Consider the following 17,211-nt stretch of genomic DNA (forward strand, 5'->3'; position numbering starts at 1 on the left):
GATATACCGCTTATTTCTGAATGAAAAAGGGATTTCTCATTTTTAGGTAGATACATTTTTGAAGGAGGGCCATCTTGGAAAAACTTGGAGTCATTTCTCTTGGAGAAGCATTTGTAGATTATATTTCAATAGATAGGTCGAATACTAAATACAAGCAGCTGTTGGGAGGCGCTACCGTTAACGTAGCAGTAGGCACAAGGAGACTCGGGATTCCTACCTATTATTTGTGTAAATTAGGTACCGATGAAATTAGTCAATTTGTAAAACAAGAATTACGGAAAGAAAGGATCGGTACGGAATTTTCTATCCATACTCCGAGTAAAAAAATTTGTGGTGTATATGTTCATATTAATGCAAATGGCGAGCGATATTTTCACTCTTACCTAAATCCCACTCCAGATGAACTATTAACGGAAGACGAAATAAGAAGGGAAGTTTTTGAACAGGCAAAGATCTTTTATTATGGTTCAGGAACACTCTTTCATGAAAAAGCAAAAAAGACAACAAAAACAGCGCTAAAATATGCCAAGGACTCCAAAAATATGATCGCCTTTGACACAAACCTTCGTCTAAAACGTTGGGAGAGTGAGGACCATTGTCGCAAAACAGTTTCTTCATTCCTTAAAGATGCCGATATAGTTAAGATCGCAGAAGATGAGTTGAATTTTTTAACGGAAACAAATTCAATAGAAACTGGGATAGCAATATTATCTAAATGGAAGATTCCCTATTTGTTTGTTACGATGGGAAGCAAAGGTGCATGTGCTGTTATGAATGGAAACAAGGTTTTCGTTGCTGCTCCGACGGTAAATGCCATCGATACAACAGGTGCTGGAGATGCTTTTATGTCAGCACTTTTGTATTGCTTTCACGAGAATGGGATGCCTTCCAAATTAACTCAATTAACAGAGTATCTCCAGTTTTCAAATAGTGTAGGAGCTGCTGCGACAACGGAAATCGGATCCCTAACGGCTAATTTTGATATTGTTGAATTGAAAAAACAATTTCTAAGAAGTTTAAAAAAAGGCAATCTTTAGGGTGTTTACTTAAGTTTAAAAAACAGTACTTACCCTTTATATATGGACAAATTTATTGATAATTTTTTTAAAAAAACATTTTGTATTTATCTTTGAAGTGGTTAATATGAAAAAAGATCGTAATTATGGAGTTTTATTGTTTAAATTAACAGACAATTCAGTCGAAGATAATTAAAAATTCTATCTTTTCAAACATCATCTTGTTATAATTAATATCAAGTGAAAATACTAGGTGAAGGCGCCTTACTAGTTAAGTCATTCTAATGGCTTATACGAGTAGTGCGTCTTTTTGTCTTGAAATACTTCCATAATTGCAACCGGTTTCCAGACAATTAATTCAAAGCGATACAAAGGATTTTCAAGACTGAAGGGGGGAAGAAACTTGTTTACATGTACGGTTAAAAATGAAAGGTTCCAGTTTCATTCGATTCGTGAAGTTTTAGCCAAGGCAAGTAAAGAAAAATCAGGAGATAAAATGGCGGCTATTGGTGCTCGGTCTTATCTAGAACGGATGGCAGCAAAAGTCGTTTTAAGTGAGCTCACATTAAAGGAGATTTATGAGAATCCTGTTATTCCGTATGAACTGATACCATTTAGAATCTAGCATCTTCTTAAAATGTCCAGACCGTCACATTATTGACAAAATTCGCAAATGTCTACTATAATATTTCATATATTCTGTCTTTCTACACCTTTTAGGAGAGATCTAACAAATGCACTACAATATGGTAGAGGTATTATGCACACTTCATACGAATCTTTCGGCGGAAGAAGTTCAAAGAATTAATGAGATTGTGGTAACATTGCCGTTAATTGCTGACTTAAATAAAGCAAATGTTTTCGTGGATTGCTCTACAAAAGAGGGAAAGCATGCAATTGTCGTGGCAGAAGCTGCACCTACAACAACTAAGTCAGTCTATAAAAAACCGGTTGTAGGAAAGTTGGTCTATGAGGCTTTTGAACCTTCTGTTCTCTTTACATTAAGAACAGGTAAGCCGATGTTTCTTAATCGGGCATTGACTCAAGAAGGAAAGACAGTCGATCAAAGTGTGGTCCCAATTAAAGCCAGCAACAATCGTATCATTGGGACACTTATTATGGAAAAGGATATAAGTGAACAGGTTCGATATCAGCAAAAAATGGAAGCGTTATCAGAAGCAACAGAAACGTTGAGTGAAATTCTCATTGGCATGACCGAGGGTAGATCCATTATTCCGGAGGTAATTGAAGAAGCATTATTCTTTATTGATCATGAAGGGAAGGTTCTTTATTGCAACCTTGCAGCAACAAATTTAACCCAAGAAATAGGAGAAGGAAATTTTAAGCCGGGGGATTTGCTTGTCCATTATTTCCCAATTATCAAAAAGATTCTCAGTGATCCAGAAGAACTATTAGTTAGAGAAGTAAATATATTGAATAAAGTTTTTCAAATAAAAAAAATTACACTAGGTCAGCAAGAGAAATCAAATGGTACATTTGTGATTTTTAAAAATATTACCGAATTAAGGGAAAAGGAAAGAGAGTTAATTGTTAAATCAGTTGTGATTCGTGAAATTCACCACCGGGTAAAAAACAATTTGCAAACAGTGGCTAGTTTGTTACGCCTGCAAATACGGAAGGGTCTGCCGGAGGAAAGTAAAGTCCACTTTGTGGAAAGTCTGAATCGAATTGCCAGCATTGCATCAGTATATGAAATTATCCTTTCTAACTCAAGTGTTGATGATGTTGATATTTATAGTTTAATAGAGAGAATTGGTAATATGCTCGTATTTGAAGCAGAGCATGAAAATAAAAAGGTCAACATCTCGTATTCTGGACCACCTCACCTCTTGATTAAATCTAATAAGGCTGTTTCCGTGGCATTGGTGATTAATGAATTAATTCAAAATTGTGTCAAACATGCTTTTAAATCCATGAATGAAGGACAGATTTCGGTCCTATTTGCGCAAAATGGCAGTGAAATTGAGGTTCAGGTAATTGACAACGGTGAGGGATATTCACCTAAATCGAAAGATTCATTAGGTTTGGAAATAGTAGGGATGATGATTGAGCACGATTTATCCGGTCATTTTTCGATTGAACCTGCTGAAACAGGGACCATAGCCTTAGTTAGATTCCCTATTGATAGGGAGGTGGTTGAGGAGTGAAAAAGCGAATCATGGTCGTGGAGGACGAGTCTATCGTCCGCTTAGATGTTGCAATGATGCTAGAAGATGCTGGGTACGAGGTGGTCGCCCAAGCCGGAGATGGAGAAAAAGCCATAGAACAGGCCTTATTATTGGAACCTGATTTGATTATTATGGATATTAAAATGCCCAAATTGAATGGGCTAAAGGCAAGCGAAATTATTTCAAAAAGAATGAACACACCAATCCTTCTTTTAACTGCATACAGCCAGCGCGAGTATGTGGATAAAGCGAAACAAGCGAATATTATGGGTTATTTAGTGAAGCCGATTAACGAAGACAATTTAATACCGGCGGTTGAAATAGCGTTAAGGCAAGCTGAAAATGCAAATGCATATCGAGAACAAGTAGAAGTTATGAACAAACAACTTATGGAAAGAAAAATGATTGAAAAAGCAAAAGGAATCCTCATGCAGAAACTTAATCTGCCTGAAGAGGAAGCTTTCAGGAAAATGAGAAAAGTCAGTATGAACAAGCAGGTTACAATGGAAAATGTTGCGAAGAAAATTATTCTAAAGTATAACGCTTAAAACACTTAATAAGTGAATAGTCCGGGCAAAGGTGCTCTGTGGTTTTTATTTATGAAAATCGCACGGCACCTTTTTGTCTTTTTTGAGGAAAAGGGGCGGAGCGCAGCAAAATTGAATTTTTTTGAACAAGCTGTCTTTCTTTAGAAGGATTTAAATTGTCAAATATGGGATTTATTCCCTTTATGGTTTTATCCTATCTCATGATGGGTTTGCACATTTTCCACTTAATATATTATGAAAATACTTTTTTGGAGGGATAATAATGGAAATGGTAGGAAAGATTGTTATCTACATAATCATGACTTGTGCTGTGCTGGGGGCAATTGCAGCCATTCGTAACAGTGATGATGGATTAGGAAAGCAATTTATGGAAGGGCTTCATTCGGTCGGGCATATTTTCGTACCAGCTGCTGGGATCATGGCATCAATTCCTTATCTTTCATGGTTTATTGGGAAGGTTTGTGGTCCATTCTTTTCTGCAATTGGGGCAGACCCAGCGATTGCTGCCACGGCCATATTAGCAACCGACATGGGTGGCTATCAATTAGCGGAAGTGTTAAAGCAAACCCAAGAAGGATGGATAATGGCCATGATCGTCGGCTTTATGGCTGGTGCGACCATCGTTTTCTCAATCCCTATGGGACTTGCAATGCTAGATAAGCGTGATCACAAGTATATGGCCCTTGGTGTGATGTCAGGAGTACTGACCATTCCGATAGGTGCACTTATTTCAAGTACAATTATCACACTATCAAGCTCAAAATTTCGTGATTTCATTTCCACTTCAGGTGAGGCAAAATACCAATTTGCATTAGGTTATGGAAAGATTCTCTTAAATTTAAGTCCACTTCTTCTGTTTGTTGTTATAATTGCTGTAGGATTATATTTCTTACCAGACTTTATGATCAAGGCCTTTATGTGGTTTGGACGAATCATGGATGCTGCTATCAAGCTTGTTCTTGTTTTCTCCATTGTGGAAATTTTTACTGGTCTATTTACAAACGTGTTTGGAAGCTGGGGTTTCCACCCAATTATGGCTGATAAAGCAGATCAATTCCGCGCCTTAGAAACAGCTGGTTATATTGGGATTATGCTAGCGGGTGCATTCCCGATGGTTTATTTGCTTCAAAAATATGCTGGTGGCCCACTTGAAGCACTAGGTCGCAAGGTAGGCCTGAGTAAAGAAGGAAGTGCAGGGATTGTTGCAACCATAGCAAATATCCTAGCGATGTTTAAGCTTGTTAAAACAATGCCACCTAAAGACAAGGTAATAAATATTTCATTTGCTGTTTGTTCGGCCTTTTTATTAGGGGATCATTTATCTTTTACAGCTAATTTTCAGCCGACCTTGATATTACCAATAATTGTTGGAAAGATATCTGCTGGTATCATTGGCATTGGTTTAGCCTATTGGTTATCGGTACCAAAGGCACTTGAATTAGAGAAAAAGGATCGTGAGGCAGGAATTATTGGTAAGGATGAATATTTACCGAAACAGGAAAATGTGAAAAAAGTAGGATAATAAGAGGTTGGCACCTAGGGGGGCCGTAATAATGAGTGAAGAAAAAAAACGATTCATCCAGGAATTCGTACCAGGAAAGCAAGTGACATTAAGTCATATCATCGCAAATCCTGATCCTGATATGTTTAACAAATTAGGGATTCAACAAGCTGGTGCAATGGGCATTTTAACCTTGACACCAAGTGAAACCGTTATCATCGCTGGAGATTTAGCTACAAAAGCGGCCGATGTTCAAATTGGCTTTTTAGACCGATTTACAGGCAGTCTTGTTATTATCGGTAGTGTATCCTCGGTACAAATGGCGATGGAAGAAATAAACCGATTCTTGTCTGAAATATTAAGGTACACCCCTGCTCAAATTACAAAGTCGTAGTGGAGGGATCTTAAGATGACGAAGAAAAATCGAGCGATGCTGATAGGCTCTATCGGTGCTGGAAAATCAACGTTAACCAACGCGTTGCTTGAACGAGAGGCTGAAGCGGTTAAAACGCAAGCACTTACCTATTATGACTGGATTGTTGATACACCTGGCGAATACACGGAAAATCCATATTTCTATAAAAATATTATGGCAACGGCACTTGAGGTAACTCATGTATTATATTTGCAGGATGCAACGAAGAAAAAGACGATTTTTCCTCCAGGTTTCAGTACCGGTATCAATAAGCTTCCAATTGGAGTGGTCACAAAAAGCGACTCTGACATAGCAGATATCTCTGAAGCTATTACCCAATTAAAAAGAGTGATACCAAGCGGACCTATCGTTATTTCCTCTTCTGTTACTGAAAAAGGTTTACAGGAAATTCGGGATCTTGTAAAATGCAACACTATGCAAGAGATGAAAAAGTATACTGAAGGTGTCTCAGATGAGGTAGTTATTTTCTTATGAAACCCTTTACAAAAGTGAAGAAATAGACTATATTCAAACTATACAAATGAATGAAATTGGCAAAGGCGCCTTCTTTACGAACTATCATTAAACAGATAGTTCGAATGGGGTGCCTTTTTTATCTTTCAAAAATAATGTGGATGTGAACTCTCTTCTGCATGTTTGGAGTGAGGTGATAGTTATTAAAAGGTACGAACCTCAAAAAGAGGAGATTCTTAGTGCGGGGATCGACATCGGTACAAGTACGACAAAGGTAGTCATTAGCAAATTCTCCCTGATGAATATGGCGGGTGGGATGCATATGCCTAGGATTGAGATTATTAATACCGAAGTATTACATCGCAGTCCCATATATAGAACGCCTTTACTATCAACCACTACAATTGATATGAAGGCGGTAGAAACCCTAGTAAAGAAAGAATATCTTCAGGCTGGTATTGAACCATATGATATTCAAACTGGAGCAGTCATCATAACTGGTGAAACCGCAACAAAACAAAACGCACAAGAAATGGTTCATTATTTATCGGACCATGCGGGTGAATTTTTAGTCGCAACTGCTGGCCCAGATTTAGAGGGAATTATTGCGGCAAAAGGTTCGGGAGCCTATGAATATTCAAAAAAATCAGGAAAAGTAATAGCTAATATTGATATCGGCGGGGGGACCGCCAATGTTGCTGTCTATAAATCGGGAAAGCTTTGTGGTACTTGCACGTTGCATATCGGTGGCAGACTAATTGAGTTTAACGGTAACCATATACAAAGTGTCTCACCACCCATTAAGAAATTGTTTCAACAATGGGGGACAACAGTCCGGGAAGGGGATAGCCGTCATTTGCCAGAGATCAAAAAACTCACGGATTATATGGCAGCTGTCATTGCGAGAATGTTGAAGGGAGAACTATTGGTATCGGATCACCCGTTACTTTTAGGACATGAGCCGAATTGGCAGGATGAGATTGAGACAATCATGTTTTCCGGTGGAATAAGTGAATGTATATATAAATATGAGACCTTATCAGCTGGAGGAGCTCATTATGACGATATTGGGGAATTACTTGCAGCATCCCTTAGGGAAAGTCGAGAATTATCTTCGTGGACATGGGTGAAGCCGGAAGAAACGGTTCGAGCAACCGTTCTCGGAGCTGGGACGCAGACGACCGAAATAAGTGGCGCAACCATTCATGCTGAAAGTAAAGATCTCCCCATTCGGAATCTTCCTGTCTATCAAGTCCGACTTGGGCATGAACTACAAGAAGGAATAATGAAAATGTCTGAAGCTGTTAAAAATGCAATGGACATTTATGACCCACAGAGGGAAGGTCAAAACTTTGCCTTGTATATAACGGAAATCCCTTATCTTGGCTTTCGTGATGTTCAAGCATTGGCTGCATCGATTCTTGAATCGATGCAATTAAAACCTAACCGTAAGCAACCATTAGTCATAGTTCTTGAAAGTGACCATGCGAAGGTCTTGGGGCAGACGATAAAAGTCCAAAATCCTTCTCAAAGCATTATCTGTATTGATCAAATTCGAGTTGAACATGGTGATTATATCGATATTGGTCATTTATTACAAACAAGTATTGTACCAGTGGTGATTAAAACACTAACGTTTCATCATTAAGAAAGGAGGATCAATCAAATGAAGCTTCAAACCAATTATTTAGGAACAGTTTATCAATTTTCATCCTTAAAAGACTTATTTGCAAAAGCGAACGAAGAAAAATCTGGTGACCGTTTAGCAGGATTAGCAGCTGAAACGGTCCAAGAACGAATTGCAGCGAAAGAAGTGCTTAGTCAGTTAACTCTTTCAGACATTCGTGAAAATCCATTACTTTCTCCAGAAGAGGATGAAGTTTCCCGAATAATAGAAGGTCAACTAAACGAACCAGTCTATCAATCCATTAAAAACTGGTCTGTAGCAGAGCTTCGGGAGTATATTTTGAGTGACACAACTACTGGTGAAGATTTAAAAAGGCTTAGCCGAGGGTTAAATAGTGAAATGATTGCTTCAGTAGCGAAAATCATGTCCAACCTTGACCTTGTCCATTCCGCAAACAAAATTGAAATTTTAACAAAATGCAATATCACCATCGGTTATAAAGGCACACTGGCTTCCAGGCTCCAGCCTAACCATCCTACGGATAATGTTGAAGGGATGATTGCCTCACTTAAGGAAGGCTTGTCCTACGGTATGGGAGATGCGGTCATAGGAATAAATCCCGTTGATGATTCTGTAGAAAGTGTGAAGCGACTGCTTCATGCGACCTATAATTTTATTAAAGAATGGGAAATTCCGACTCAAAATTGCGTCCTTGCTCATGTAACGGCACAGATGAAGGCGATAGAACAAGGGGCACCAGCAGATATGATTTTCCAAAGTATCGCTGGGACCGAAGTAGCTAATCGCTCGTTTGGGATTACAGCTTCCCTGCTTCAGGAGGCTAACGATATGGCTAAGACTTTAGGAACAGGAACAGGGCCGCAGCGTCTATACTTTGAAACGGGCCAAGGCTCTGAATTGTCAGCTGAAGCTCATTTTGGAATCGACCAAATGACGCTTGAATCAAGAAATTATGGGTTCGCGCGTTTTTATGATCCCTATATTGTTAATACAGTGGTTGGCTTCATCGGTCCAGAGTACTTGTATAACAATAAGCAAGTTATTCGTGCCGGTCTAGAAGATCATTTTATGGGAAAAATGCATGGCATTCCGATGGGTGTTGACATCTGCTATACCAATCATATTAAAGCAGATCAAAATGATATTGAAGATCTCGGAGTTCTACTTACTGCTGCAGGTGTGAACTTTGTAATCGCTGCACCGATGGGGGATGATTGCATGTTAAATTATCAATCACTGAGCTACCATGATGTCGCAACACTAAGGCAAACAATGAACAAACAACCATCCCCAATCTTCACTGAATGGCTCGAAAAAATGGGGATTTTTGAAAATGGCAAGCTAAGTAAGATTGCTGGGGATCCGACCATTTTTTCGAGATAGGAGTTGATTGAATTGAATCCTGAGCTAATAGAGAAAGTAACAAAACTGATTGTCGAAAAATTACAAACCCAATATAGTTCAGATGGAAACTTGGAAGCAAAAAGTGTTTCGCCAGCTTCAACAGTGAAATTTTGGGATCACTCATCTAGCACTGAACATGAAAGTTCCAATCGTCCAACTCCAAATCTGTCAAGCATGAAAGTGGAAGACGGACAGGAATTAATAAAATTTCCGAAATACTCTGAATCCAAGCCACTTAAAAAGAAAGAGTCAACTATTGTAATGGAAGAGCAACGGACTAACGCAATTTATCCTATTTCAGGAATTGAAAATCCATTTAATCCGGAAGAATTAAAAGAGCTGATTAGCAAAACACCCGCCCGAATAGGAGTCGGGAGAGCAGGTTTACGTCCGAAAACGAATACTTGGCTAAAATTTCGTTTTGATCATGCTGCTGCTGTAGATGCTGTTTATGGAGATGTAAATGAGGAGCTTTTAAAACGACTTGATCTATTTAAGGTTAGTACAAAGGTTCGTGATAAAGAGGTTTACATTCGCCGTCCAGATTTAGGGAGAAAGCTTTCAGATGAAGCGAAGCAAATCATTAGCGAGAAATGCCGAAAAGCTCCCACCGTTCAAATTATTGTTTCCGATGGACTGAGTTCAAGTGCAGTTGAAGAAAATGTTGAGGACGTCTTCTTATCATTAATGCAATCACTAAGAAGTTTGGGACTTGATATAGGTACCCCTTTTTATATCGAAAAGGGACGGGTTGCCGTTATGGATGATGTAGGTGAGTTGCTTCAGCCTAAGGTAGTTGTATTATTGATTGGGGAGCGTCCAGGTCTTGTTAGTGCAGAATCCTTGAGTGCCTATTTATGCTTTAAGCCGAGAATAGGAACAATTGAGGCTGAACGAATGGTGATTTCGAATATTCACAAGGGCGGTATCCCGCCTGTCGAGGCCGGAGCCTACCTTGGTACGGTTATTCAGAAAATATTAAAATATGAAGCTAGCGGAGTGTCGCTTGTTCAAAAGGAAAACTAGGAGGTAAGTAGTTTGGCTTTAGAACGTATTCATGCTGATATATTAGCAGTTCGTGTGATTCCAAATGTTGACCCTGATTTGGCGAAGCAATTTAATCTGGAGCCGCATCATAGAAGCTTGGCCATTTTTACCTCAACTGTTGATGATATTGGATATACCGCCCTGGATGAAGCAACGAAAAGAGCAGATGTCCAAGTGGTTTATGCTCGTTCCTTTTACGCTGGTTCCGGCCATGCTTCCGGGCCATTGTCGGGAGAGATGATAGGCATAATCGCTGGTGTGTCGCCTGACGAAGTGAAAAGTGGAATGGAAGCGGTTCTCCAAACAGCTAAGTTTGATGCCTTTTTCGAAGCAATCAATCAGGAAAAAACGCATGCGCTGTATGCACATGTGGTTTCAAGAACAGGATCCTACCTTTCGAAGGAAGCGGGAATCAAGCTAGGCGAGCCCTTGGCCTATCTAATTGCTCCTCCGTTAGAAGCGGTCTATGGGCTAGATGCTGCTTTGAAGGCAGCGGATGTCAAGCTTGTTAAGTTTTTTGGGCCCCCGTCTGAAACAAATTTTGGCGGAGGATTTTTGACTGGCACACAATCAGCTTGTCAGGCTGCGGCAGACGCTTTCAGGGATGCGATTTTGGATATCGCCAAAAATCCTCTTAAGTAGGAATTAGAGTTACAAAAGGAGTGTGTAATAGTGCAATTTGATCAGGATCTCCAATCGATACAAGAGATGCGGGATGCCGTCAAGCGTGCTAAAGAAGCTCAATTAACCTACATGTCCTATTCTCAGGAACAAGTAGATGAAATTGTTAAGCGTGTGGCACAAGCCGCTTATGCAAAATCCCTTGAGCTTGCGCAAATGGCGGTTGAAGAAACTGGCATGGGTATCGTGGAACATAAAAAAATAAAAAATGATGTTGGTTCAATGGCTGTCTTTGAATCCATCAAAGATGAAAAAACAGTTGGAATCATTCTGGAAGACCGGGTTAATAAAATAACGGAAGTAGCATATCCCTATGGTGTGGTTGCTGGGATTATCCCAACAACTAACCCAACATCAACAGCGATTTTTAAAGCATTGATTTCTTTAAAAACTAGAAATGCAATTGTCGTCAGCCCGCACCCACGTGCGGTTAAATGTACGGTTGAAGCATTGAAAATTTGTCAAGATGCTGCGGTACAAGCGGGGGCACCTGATGGACTGATTGGCTGGATTTCAAAGCCGTCAATGGCTGCATCGAATGAATTAATGAAGCATCGTGATGTTAATGTAATATTAGCAACGGGCGGTGGTGCCTTAGTTCGGGCTGCATATAGCTCCGGAAAACCTGCCTATGGGGTAGGACCTGGAAATGTCCCTTGTTATATTGAAAAGAGTGCAAATGTTTCAAAAGCGGTATCGATGATCGTGGATAGTAAATCATTTGATAATGGAACTATCTGTGCAACAGAGCAAGCACTAGTTGTTGATCGGAATATCCAGCAAATGGTGATTCGTGAGTTAAAAAATAATGGTGCTTACATGCTGAATGCAAAAGAGAAAGCATTAGTTGAAAAAGTCATTACTCTCACGCCTGGACATTTAAATCCAGCGATTGTAGGACAAACAGCCATAAAGATTGCTGAAATGGCGGGAGTTCATGTCCCAGCTGAAACAAGGGTACTAATTGCTGAAGAGTCACGTGTGGGAAAAGATGTACCGTTCTCGATTGAAAAACTGTCACCAGTCTTTGCCCTGTATACGGCTGAACACTACGAAGAGGCCAAGGAATATTGTTTAAAGCTTCTGAATCTTGGAGGAAGAGGTCACAGCTTATCGCTCCATACGAATGATGATGCTGTCGCAAAAGAATTTGTTCTTGAAATGCCTGTTTCAAGATTAATGGTCAATACCCTTTCATCGATTGGGGCAGTTGGAGCTACAACAGGCTTAATGCCTTCATTAACACTTGGCTGTGGCTCGTTTGGAGGTAATATTACTTCAGATAATGTCACAGCCCGCCATCTTATTAACATAAAGAGAATGGCTTATGGAATCAAGGAAGTTTCCATCCCAAAACCATCTGCATCTACTAAAAAAAGTGCAGGTGATAAAGAGGATGTTGAACATATCGTTGACCAAGTACTCAAGCAAGTAGCACCAAAAGGGGAAGTCGACGCAAAGGTTATCGCTGAAATGGTGAATCAAGTTATTCAAAAATATCAAACCAACTAATTTAGGAGGAATGTAAAATGTCAAGAGAATTAACTGCATTAGGAATGATTGAAACGAAGGGATTAGTAGCATCTGTTGAAGCTGCTGACGCAATGGTTAAGGCAGCAAATGTTCATTTAATTGGAAAGGTTCATGTAGGCGGAGGGATTGTGACTGTTCTCGTACGTGGTGATGTTGGTGCCGTTAAAGCAGCAACAGAAGCGGGTGCTGCTGCAGCTGAACGTGTAGGTGAGCTTATGAGTGTTCATGTCATCCCACGTCCGCACAACGAATTGGAAAGCATTTTACCAAAATTAGATATCGAACTTTAATTTTTCCAGAATAATAGGTTAGGAGCATGAAACATGGACCACCAGGCCATTCAATCGATAGTGGAGGAAGTTGTTTTACGGTTAACAGAAGCCTCCGCAAGGAATCATTCCGTCCCAATGGCTGTTTCTGCCCGGCATTGTCATTTAAGTAAAAACGACCTAGAAGCCCTTTTTGGTGAGAGCTATGAATTAACGAAAAAAGCGGATTTATCTCAACCAGGTCAATTCGCTGCAAACGAATCTATTACGATTGTGGGACCAAGAGGGAGCCTTGAAAAAGTGCGCGTTCTTGGTCCTGCGCGTACAATGACCCAAGTGGAAGTAAGTCAAACTGATTCGGTCCGGTTAGGAGTAAAACCACCGTTACGAGAATCAGGTGATATTAGTGGGTCTGCCCCCATCACACTTGTCGGCCCAAAAGGCAGCCTCTACAAAAATGAAGGACTCATTATTGCACAGGCACATATTCATATGACAGCAGAGGATGCGCTCAATTTTGCAGTTAAGAATGGAGAGTTTGTCAAAGTAGTGGTTGAAGGTGAGCGGCCCGTTACCCTTGGGAAGGTTTTAATTCGTGTTTCCCCTAGGTATAAGCTTGAAATGCATGTCGATACAGATGAAGCCAATGCCGGCTTTATTACCGGAAAATCAAAAGGAAAACTTATTAAATACGAGGAAACAGTATGATAGATCGCAATTGGATCGAGCAAATTGTTTTGGAGGTAGTCAAACAACTAAGTTCAACAGTTGAGAAACCTCTAGAATCATCCATACCCACTCTTCTCGTTGTTGGGGACACATCGTTTATTGATCCAAAGCCATTGCAATTGATGAAGACAAAATGGAACGCTGTAAGTTGCAATGCAGATGAAACCGTAAAATTAGATATGGTGGACAAAGTGATTTTCTTACATGCTACTCAGGATTTACTTGTGAAGGGTGTACTCGGTATATTCGATACACCTGATAGTAAATTGCTTTCACGGTGCATATTAGAATCCGTCCCAGTCTCTATCATTCCGACAGTTTATTTGCAGGAACACCTATTTAACGTGAATCCTAAGAACAGAGACTATGTTTCCCAATTGCTCGGATATAAGGAAACATTAATGAAATTTGGTGTGGAAGTCGAATCTTTCGAAGGTTTTGTTGGCAATTCGGCGGTAACAGTTTCATCAGCTGTTTCAAAAGATCCCATTTTGAAAAAGAAAAAGTTGTTGACTCAAAGGGATGTAAGAGATTGTAAAGAAGTTGGAATAGTGGTCGATCCATCTACCATTATTACCCCTTTAGCACGTGATACAGCACGGGAATTGGGGAAAACCATCAAAGTCATTAAATAAAAAGGGGCGAAAAGTTACATGCAATTGGGGACAGTAATTGGTAATGTTTGGGCTACTAGGAAAGAGGATGATTTAACGGGGTTGAAATTTTTATTTGTTCAACCTGAATTACCTGATCGAACTTCTGTTGGAGATCCGTTTATTGCCGTGGATCGAATTGGAGCAGGTTTTGGCGATCGAGTCCTCGTTACCCGTGGGAGCGCAGCTGCTAATATGTCCATTGAACAAAACTTGCCCATTGATGCTCTCATTATTGGTATAGTTGATTCCATCGATGTTGAAAGGAAAGAGGTGAACGAACGTGAGTAGAGCATTAGGAATGATTGAAACAAGAGGATTAATCGGTTCCATCGAAGCGGCTGATGCTATGTTGAAAGCAGCTGATGTAACATTAGTGAAGCAAGAAAAGGTAGATGCTGCACTTGTTACTGTTTTGGTGCAAGGTGATGTCAGTGCTGTCCAAGCTGCTATTGAAGTTGGAAAAATAGCGGCAGCAAGAGTTGGTGAGCTGGTTTCCGCCCATGTCATTCCACATCCCGATGAATCCATTAATGAAGTTTTATTAAAGAAGGAAAATCAAATAAAAGGTCCTAGTAGTAAAAAGGGAATCCCCTCCGATGACAAAAGCTCTATTAAAAAGAAAGCGGAGTCACCGAAGTCTGGGAAAGAAACTGGAAAAGCAGGAAACAAACCTGAGGATGAAAAATAATCATACATTTTATCTATTGAGTATTTAGATGGTGCCATCGGAACGGAGGAAAATAATGGCTTTTACCCGTAGAAAAATAGCTGTAATCGGGGCAGGATTTACAGGTGCAACAGCTGCTCTTATGCTTGCTCAAAAGGAACTAGGAGATGTTGTATTAGTTGACATTCCTTCACAAGCCAATCCAACGAAAGGGAAGGCACTTGATATGTTGGAGGCAAGTCCAGTTCAAGGCTTTAATGCGAAAATTACCGGAACTTCTACCTATGAAGACATCCAAGATGCTGACTTAGTATTAATCACCGCTGGTCTTCCAAGAAAGCCCGGAATGAGCCGTGATGACTTAGTGGTGACAAATGAAAAGATTATCAAAGAAGTTTCTGAGAATGTAAAAAAATACGCTCCTAATAGTTACATCATCGTACTAAGTAACCCTGTTGATGCCATGACATATGTATGTTATAAAACGACTGGTTTTCCGAAAAACCGCGTTATCGGCCAATCAGGTGTATTGGATACAGCACGATTCAATACATTTGTTGCTCAGGAGTTGAATGTTTCGATTGAAGACATTTCTGGATTTGTATTAGGTGGCCATGGAGATGATATGGTCCCATTAGTCCGTTACTCCTATGCAGGCGGAATCCCGCTTGAAAAAATTCTTTCACCTGAAAAAATTAAAGCCATTGTGGAAAGAACGCGCAAGGGAGGCGGAGAAATCGTCGAATTACTTGGTCAAGGAAGCGCCTATTACGCACCAGCGGCTTCAATGGTGCAAATGGCAGAAGCGATCTTAAAGGATAAAAAGCGGATATTGCCTGCCATTGCCTATCTTGAGGGTGAATACGGTTATAGCGATATTTACTTAGGTGTACCAACGATCTTAGGCGGTAACGGTATCGAAAGTATAATAGAAATTCCCTTGGAGGATGAAGAAAAGACTGCACTAGATCAATCTGTTCAATCCGTCCAAAATGTAATGGCCATCCTAGTATCTGCTAAAGCTTAACAATTTGGGTTAACAGTTATATAAATTGCGAATACGATGCCATTTTCCAAGTGAACTAAAACTAACACTTGATGCCATGGTGTAAATATTCCAAGAGCAAAGCAAGTGCTTCATCAATTAAAAGCGTTAGAAGTTTATTTCTCATAAGAATAAATTCAAAAAATAGATCAGATTTTTATTCTAACTATAAGTGAACAAACAAATGATCAGAAAACCCTTGAAAGCACTCTATAGAGTGCTTTTTTATATGATATTCTCCTGTTTTCATGTATGAATGATAACGGAGAGAATGTATTCCTATTTCACCGCAATTTGTCAATTCCCTCCGACTATTTGAGTATTTTTGAGATTCAAATCGAAAAAATTAGTTTTTGGATGTATAATAAGACCTTGGTATTCAATCGAAGGAGGGAATGATTATGATGGAATGGACGTTAGCAGGATTGTTTGGGATCTCAGCTATATTACTAATCATCTCTATATTAAAAACTGTTCAAGCTTCTAAAGTTACTCGTAATGAAATTGATATGGTTCATGTAGCTAATATGAAAGAGATCCATAGCATGCAAGAGTCAATTCGAAATCTAGAGCTTGATATTGAAGTGGTTTTGGAAGAAGCGGGAGTTCAGCTATCTTCTGAAAAAAAACTGTTCTTGCGTGAAGTACTAGACTTATATAAACGCAATTACTCTATTGTGAGTATTGCAGAGAAAAAACAGGTATCAGAAAGTGAAATCGAACTGCTGCTTGCTCCTTATCAAAAATTAAAGGATGAAGGGAGAAAAGTTGCCAATGAGAATTAACTTATTAAGCAGCTTTGCAGCAGGAATTCTAATAACGACAACAATTTGTAGCATTGTATACTTCTCTGATAAAAAAGATGTCCCAAACGCATCTGCCAAAACATCGGAAAACCAGATAGTGAAGGTTCAACCATCTGAAAAGGATATGAAAAAAAAGCTTGTAACTAAAGGGTATGTTGTTCAAACGAAAGATGAATATGACAAGAATATGAAAGCTGCCAAGGCTGCTGAACAAAAACAAGCACCAGCTGAAAACAGCAAGTCTAATAAAAACGTAACTAAGGTAGTCGTTAATGTGTCAGAGGGAATGACCAGTATCGATGTCGCAAACATGCTGGTAAAAGCAAATTTGATTCCGAATGCTCTTCACTTTTCTCAAGATATAGAGAAAAAAGGACTAGACCGTAATTTGCGTCCTGGTGTATATGTGGTAGATAGTGAAATGACTTCCGATCAAGTTATCGACACTATTTTTAAGAAATAATCTAAGTTTAATAATGGTGCTTGGCATCAGTCATAATGGAGGTCGTTTTCGATGGAAAACGACTTTTTGTTTTGGCAGTATTCAGGAATCATCAAGAATGGTTATACTAGTAAACTAAAG

Annotated in this window: 19 protein-coding genes and 1 pseudogene; all 20 read left to right on the forward strand. The window is 39.5% G+C overall.

Features of this window, described 5'->3' with window-relative positions; genetic code table 11:
* The first annotated feature begins 74 nt into the window (after positions 1-74).
* A complete protein-coding gene (locus tag RTR43_RS02555; protein WP_312469436.1) occupies positions 75-1,037 on the forward strand; it encodes a carbohydrate kinase family protein in 963 nt (320 codons plus the stop codon).
* Positions 1,038-1,419: 382 nt separating this feature from the next.
* Positions 1,420-1,620, forward strand: a pseudogene (eutB, locus tag RTR43_RS02560) (ethanolamine ammonia-lyase subunit EutB); the annotation flags it as partial.
* A 130-nt stretch (positions 1,621-1,750) separates the two neighbouring features.
* Positions 1,751-3,184 carry a histidine kinase N-terminal domain-containing protein gene (locus RTR43_RS02565; RefSeq protein WP_312469437.1) on the forward strand — a complete coding sequence of 478 codons (1,434 nt, stop codon included), beginning with the start codon at positions 1,751-1,753 and terminating at the stop codon, positions 3,182-3,184.
* The gene (locus tag RTR43_RS02570; protein WP_312469438.1) at positions 3,181-3,753 is read left to right on the forward strand and encodes an ANTAR domain-containing response regulator; all 573 of its coding nucleotides are present in this window, start codon (positions 3,181-3,183) and stop codon (positions 3,751-3,753) included. Before RTR43_RS02565 ends, RTR43_RS02570 begins: the two co-directional genes overlap by 4 nt.
* A gap of 262 nt (positions 3,754-4,015) precedes the next feature.
* Positions 4,016-5,275: an ethanolamine utilization protein EutH gene (gene eutH, locus RTR43_RS02575; protein ID WP_312469440.1), complete on the forward strand. Its 1,260-nt coding sequence runs from the start codon at positions 4,016-4,018 to the stop codon at positions 5,273-5,275.
* A 31-nt stretch (positions 5,276-5,306) separates the two neighbouring features.
* A complete protein-coding gene (gene eutS / locus RTR43_RS02580; RefSeq protein WP_248734133.1) occupies positions 5,307-5,648 on the forward strand; it encodes an ethanolamine utilization microcompartment protein EutS in 342 nt (113 codons plus the stop codon).
* A 15-nt stretch (positions 5,649-5,663) separates the two neighbouring features.
* Positions 5,664-6,164 carry a EutP/PduV family microcompartment system protein gene (locus tag RTR43_RS02585; RefSeq protein ID WP_312469446.1) on the forward strand — a complete coding sequence of 167 codons (501 nt, stop codon included), beginning with the start codon at positions 5,664-5,666 and terminating at the stop codon, positions 6,162-6,164.
* A gap of 181 nt (positions 6,165-6,345) precedes the next feature.
* Positions 6,346-7,791 carry an ethanolamine ammonia-lyase reactivating factor EutA gene (locus RTR43_RS02590; protein WP_312469599.1) on the forward strand — a complete coding sequence of 482 codons (1,446 nt, stop codon included), beginning with the start codon at positions 6,346-6,348 and terminating at the stop codon, positions 7,789-7,791.
* Between the two features lie 18 nt (positions 7,792-7,809).
* A complete protein-coding gene (locus RTR43_RS02595; protein WP_312469447.1) occupies positions 7,810-9,174 on the forward strand; it encodes an ethanolamine ammonia-lyase subunit EutB in 1,365 nt (454 codons plus the stop codon).
* A gap of 12 nt (positions 9,175-9,186) precedes the next feature.
* Positions 9,187-10,221 (forward strand): ethanolamine ammonia-lyase subunit EutC, encoded by a 1,035-nt coding sequence (gene eutC, locus RTR43_RS02600; RefSeq protein WP_312469448.1) that lies wholly within the window; start codon positions 9,187-9,189, stop codon positions 10,219-10,221.
* Between the two features lie 12 nt (positions 10,222-10,233).
* Positions 10,234-10,884, forward strand: a complete 651-nt coding sequence (eutL, locus tag RTR43_RS02605; protein ID WP_312469449.1) for an ethanolamine utilization microcompartment protein EutL — start codon at positions 10,234-10,236, stop codon at positions 10,882-10,884.
* Positions 10,885-10,914: 30 nt separating this feature from the next.
* Entirely contained in the window at positions 10,915-12,435 is a 1,521-nt protein-coding gene (locus RTR43_RS02610; protein WP_312469450.1) for an acetaldehyde dehydrogenase (acetylating), read from the forward strand.
* A gap of 17 nt (positions 12,436-12,452) precedes the next feature.
* Positions 12,453-12,746 carry a BMC domain-containing protein gene (locus RTR43_RS02615; RefSeq protein ID WP_312469451.1) on the forward strand — a complete coding sequence of 98 codons (294 nt, stop codon included), beginning with the start codon at positions 12,453-12,455 and terminating at the stop codon, positions 12,744-12,746.
* A gap of 33 nt (positions 12,747-12,779) precedes the next feature.
* Positions 12,780-13,433: a phosphate propanoyltransferase gene (locus RTR43_RS02620; RefSeq protein WP_312469453.1), complete on the forward strand. Its 654-nt coding sequence runs from the start codon at positions 12,780-12,782 to the stop codon at positions 13,431-13,433.
* Positions 13,430-14,089: a hypothetical protein gene (locus RTR43_RS02625; RefSeq protein WP_312469455.1), complete on the forward strand. Its 660-nt coding sequence runs from the start codon at positions 13,430-13,432 to the stop codon at positions 14,087-14,089. The genes RTR43_RS02620 and RTR43_RS02625 overlap by 4 nt, the downstream gene beginning before the upstream one ends.
* A gap of 18 nt (positions 14,090-14,107) precedes the next feature.
* Positions 14,108-14,398, forward strand: coding sequence for a EutN/CcmL family microcompartment protein (locus RTR43_RS02630; RefSeq protein WP_248734125.1), 291 nt, complete (start codon positions 14,108-14,110; stop codon positions 14,396-14,398).
* Positions 14,391-14,798 (forward strand): BMC domain-containing protein, encoded by a 408-nt coding sequence (locus RTR43_RS02635; protein ID WP_312469456.1) that lies wholly within the window; start codon positions 14,391-14,393, stop codon positions 14,796-14,798. The genes RTR43_RS02630 and RTR43_RS02635 overlap by 8 nt, the downstream gene beginning before the upstream one ends.
* A gap of 55 nt (positions 14,799-14,853) precedes the next feature.
* On the forward strand, positions 14,854-15,804 hold the full coding sequence (gene mdh / locus RTR43_RS02640) for a malate dehydrogenase (RefSeq protein WP_312469457.1): 951 nt from the start codon (positions 14,854-14,856) through the stop codon (positions 15,802-15,804).
* A gap of 419 nt (positions 15,805-16,223) precedes the next feature.
* Positions 16,224-16,607 (forward strand): hypothetical protein, encoded by a 384-nt coding sequence (locus RTR43_RS02645; RefSeq protein ID WP_312469459.1) that lies wholly within the window; start codon positions 16,224-16,226, stop codon positions 16,605-16,607.
* Positions 16,597-17,091 (forward strand): aminodeoxychorismate lyase, encoded by a 495-nt coding sequence (locus RTR43_RS02650; protein WP_312469460.1) that lies wholly within the window; start codon positions 16,597-16,599, stop codon positions 17,089-17,091. Before RTR43_RS02645 ends, RTR43_RS02650 begins: the two co-directional genes overlap by 11 nt.
* The last annotated feature ends 120 nt before the right edge of the window (positions 17,092-17,211 follow it).

The organism is Neobacillus sp., from assembly GCF_031988165.1.
Taxonomy (GTDB): Bacteria; Bacillota; Bacilli; order Bacillales; family Cytobacillaceae; genus Neobacillus; species Neobacillus rhizosphaerae.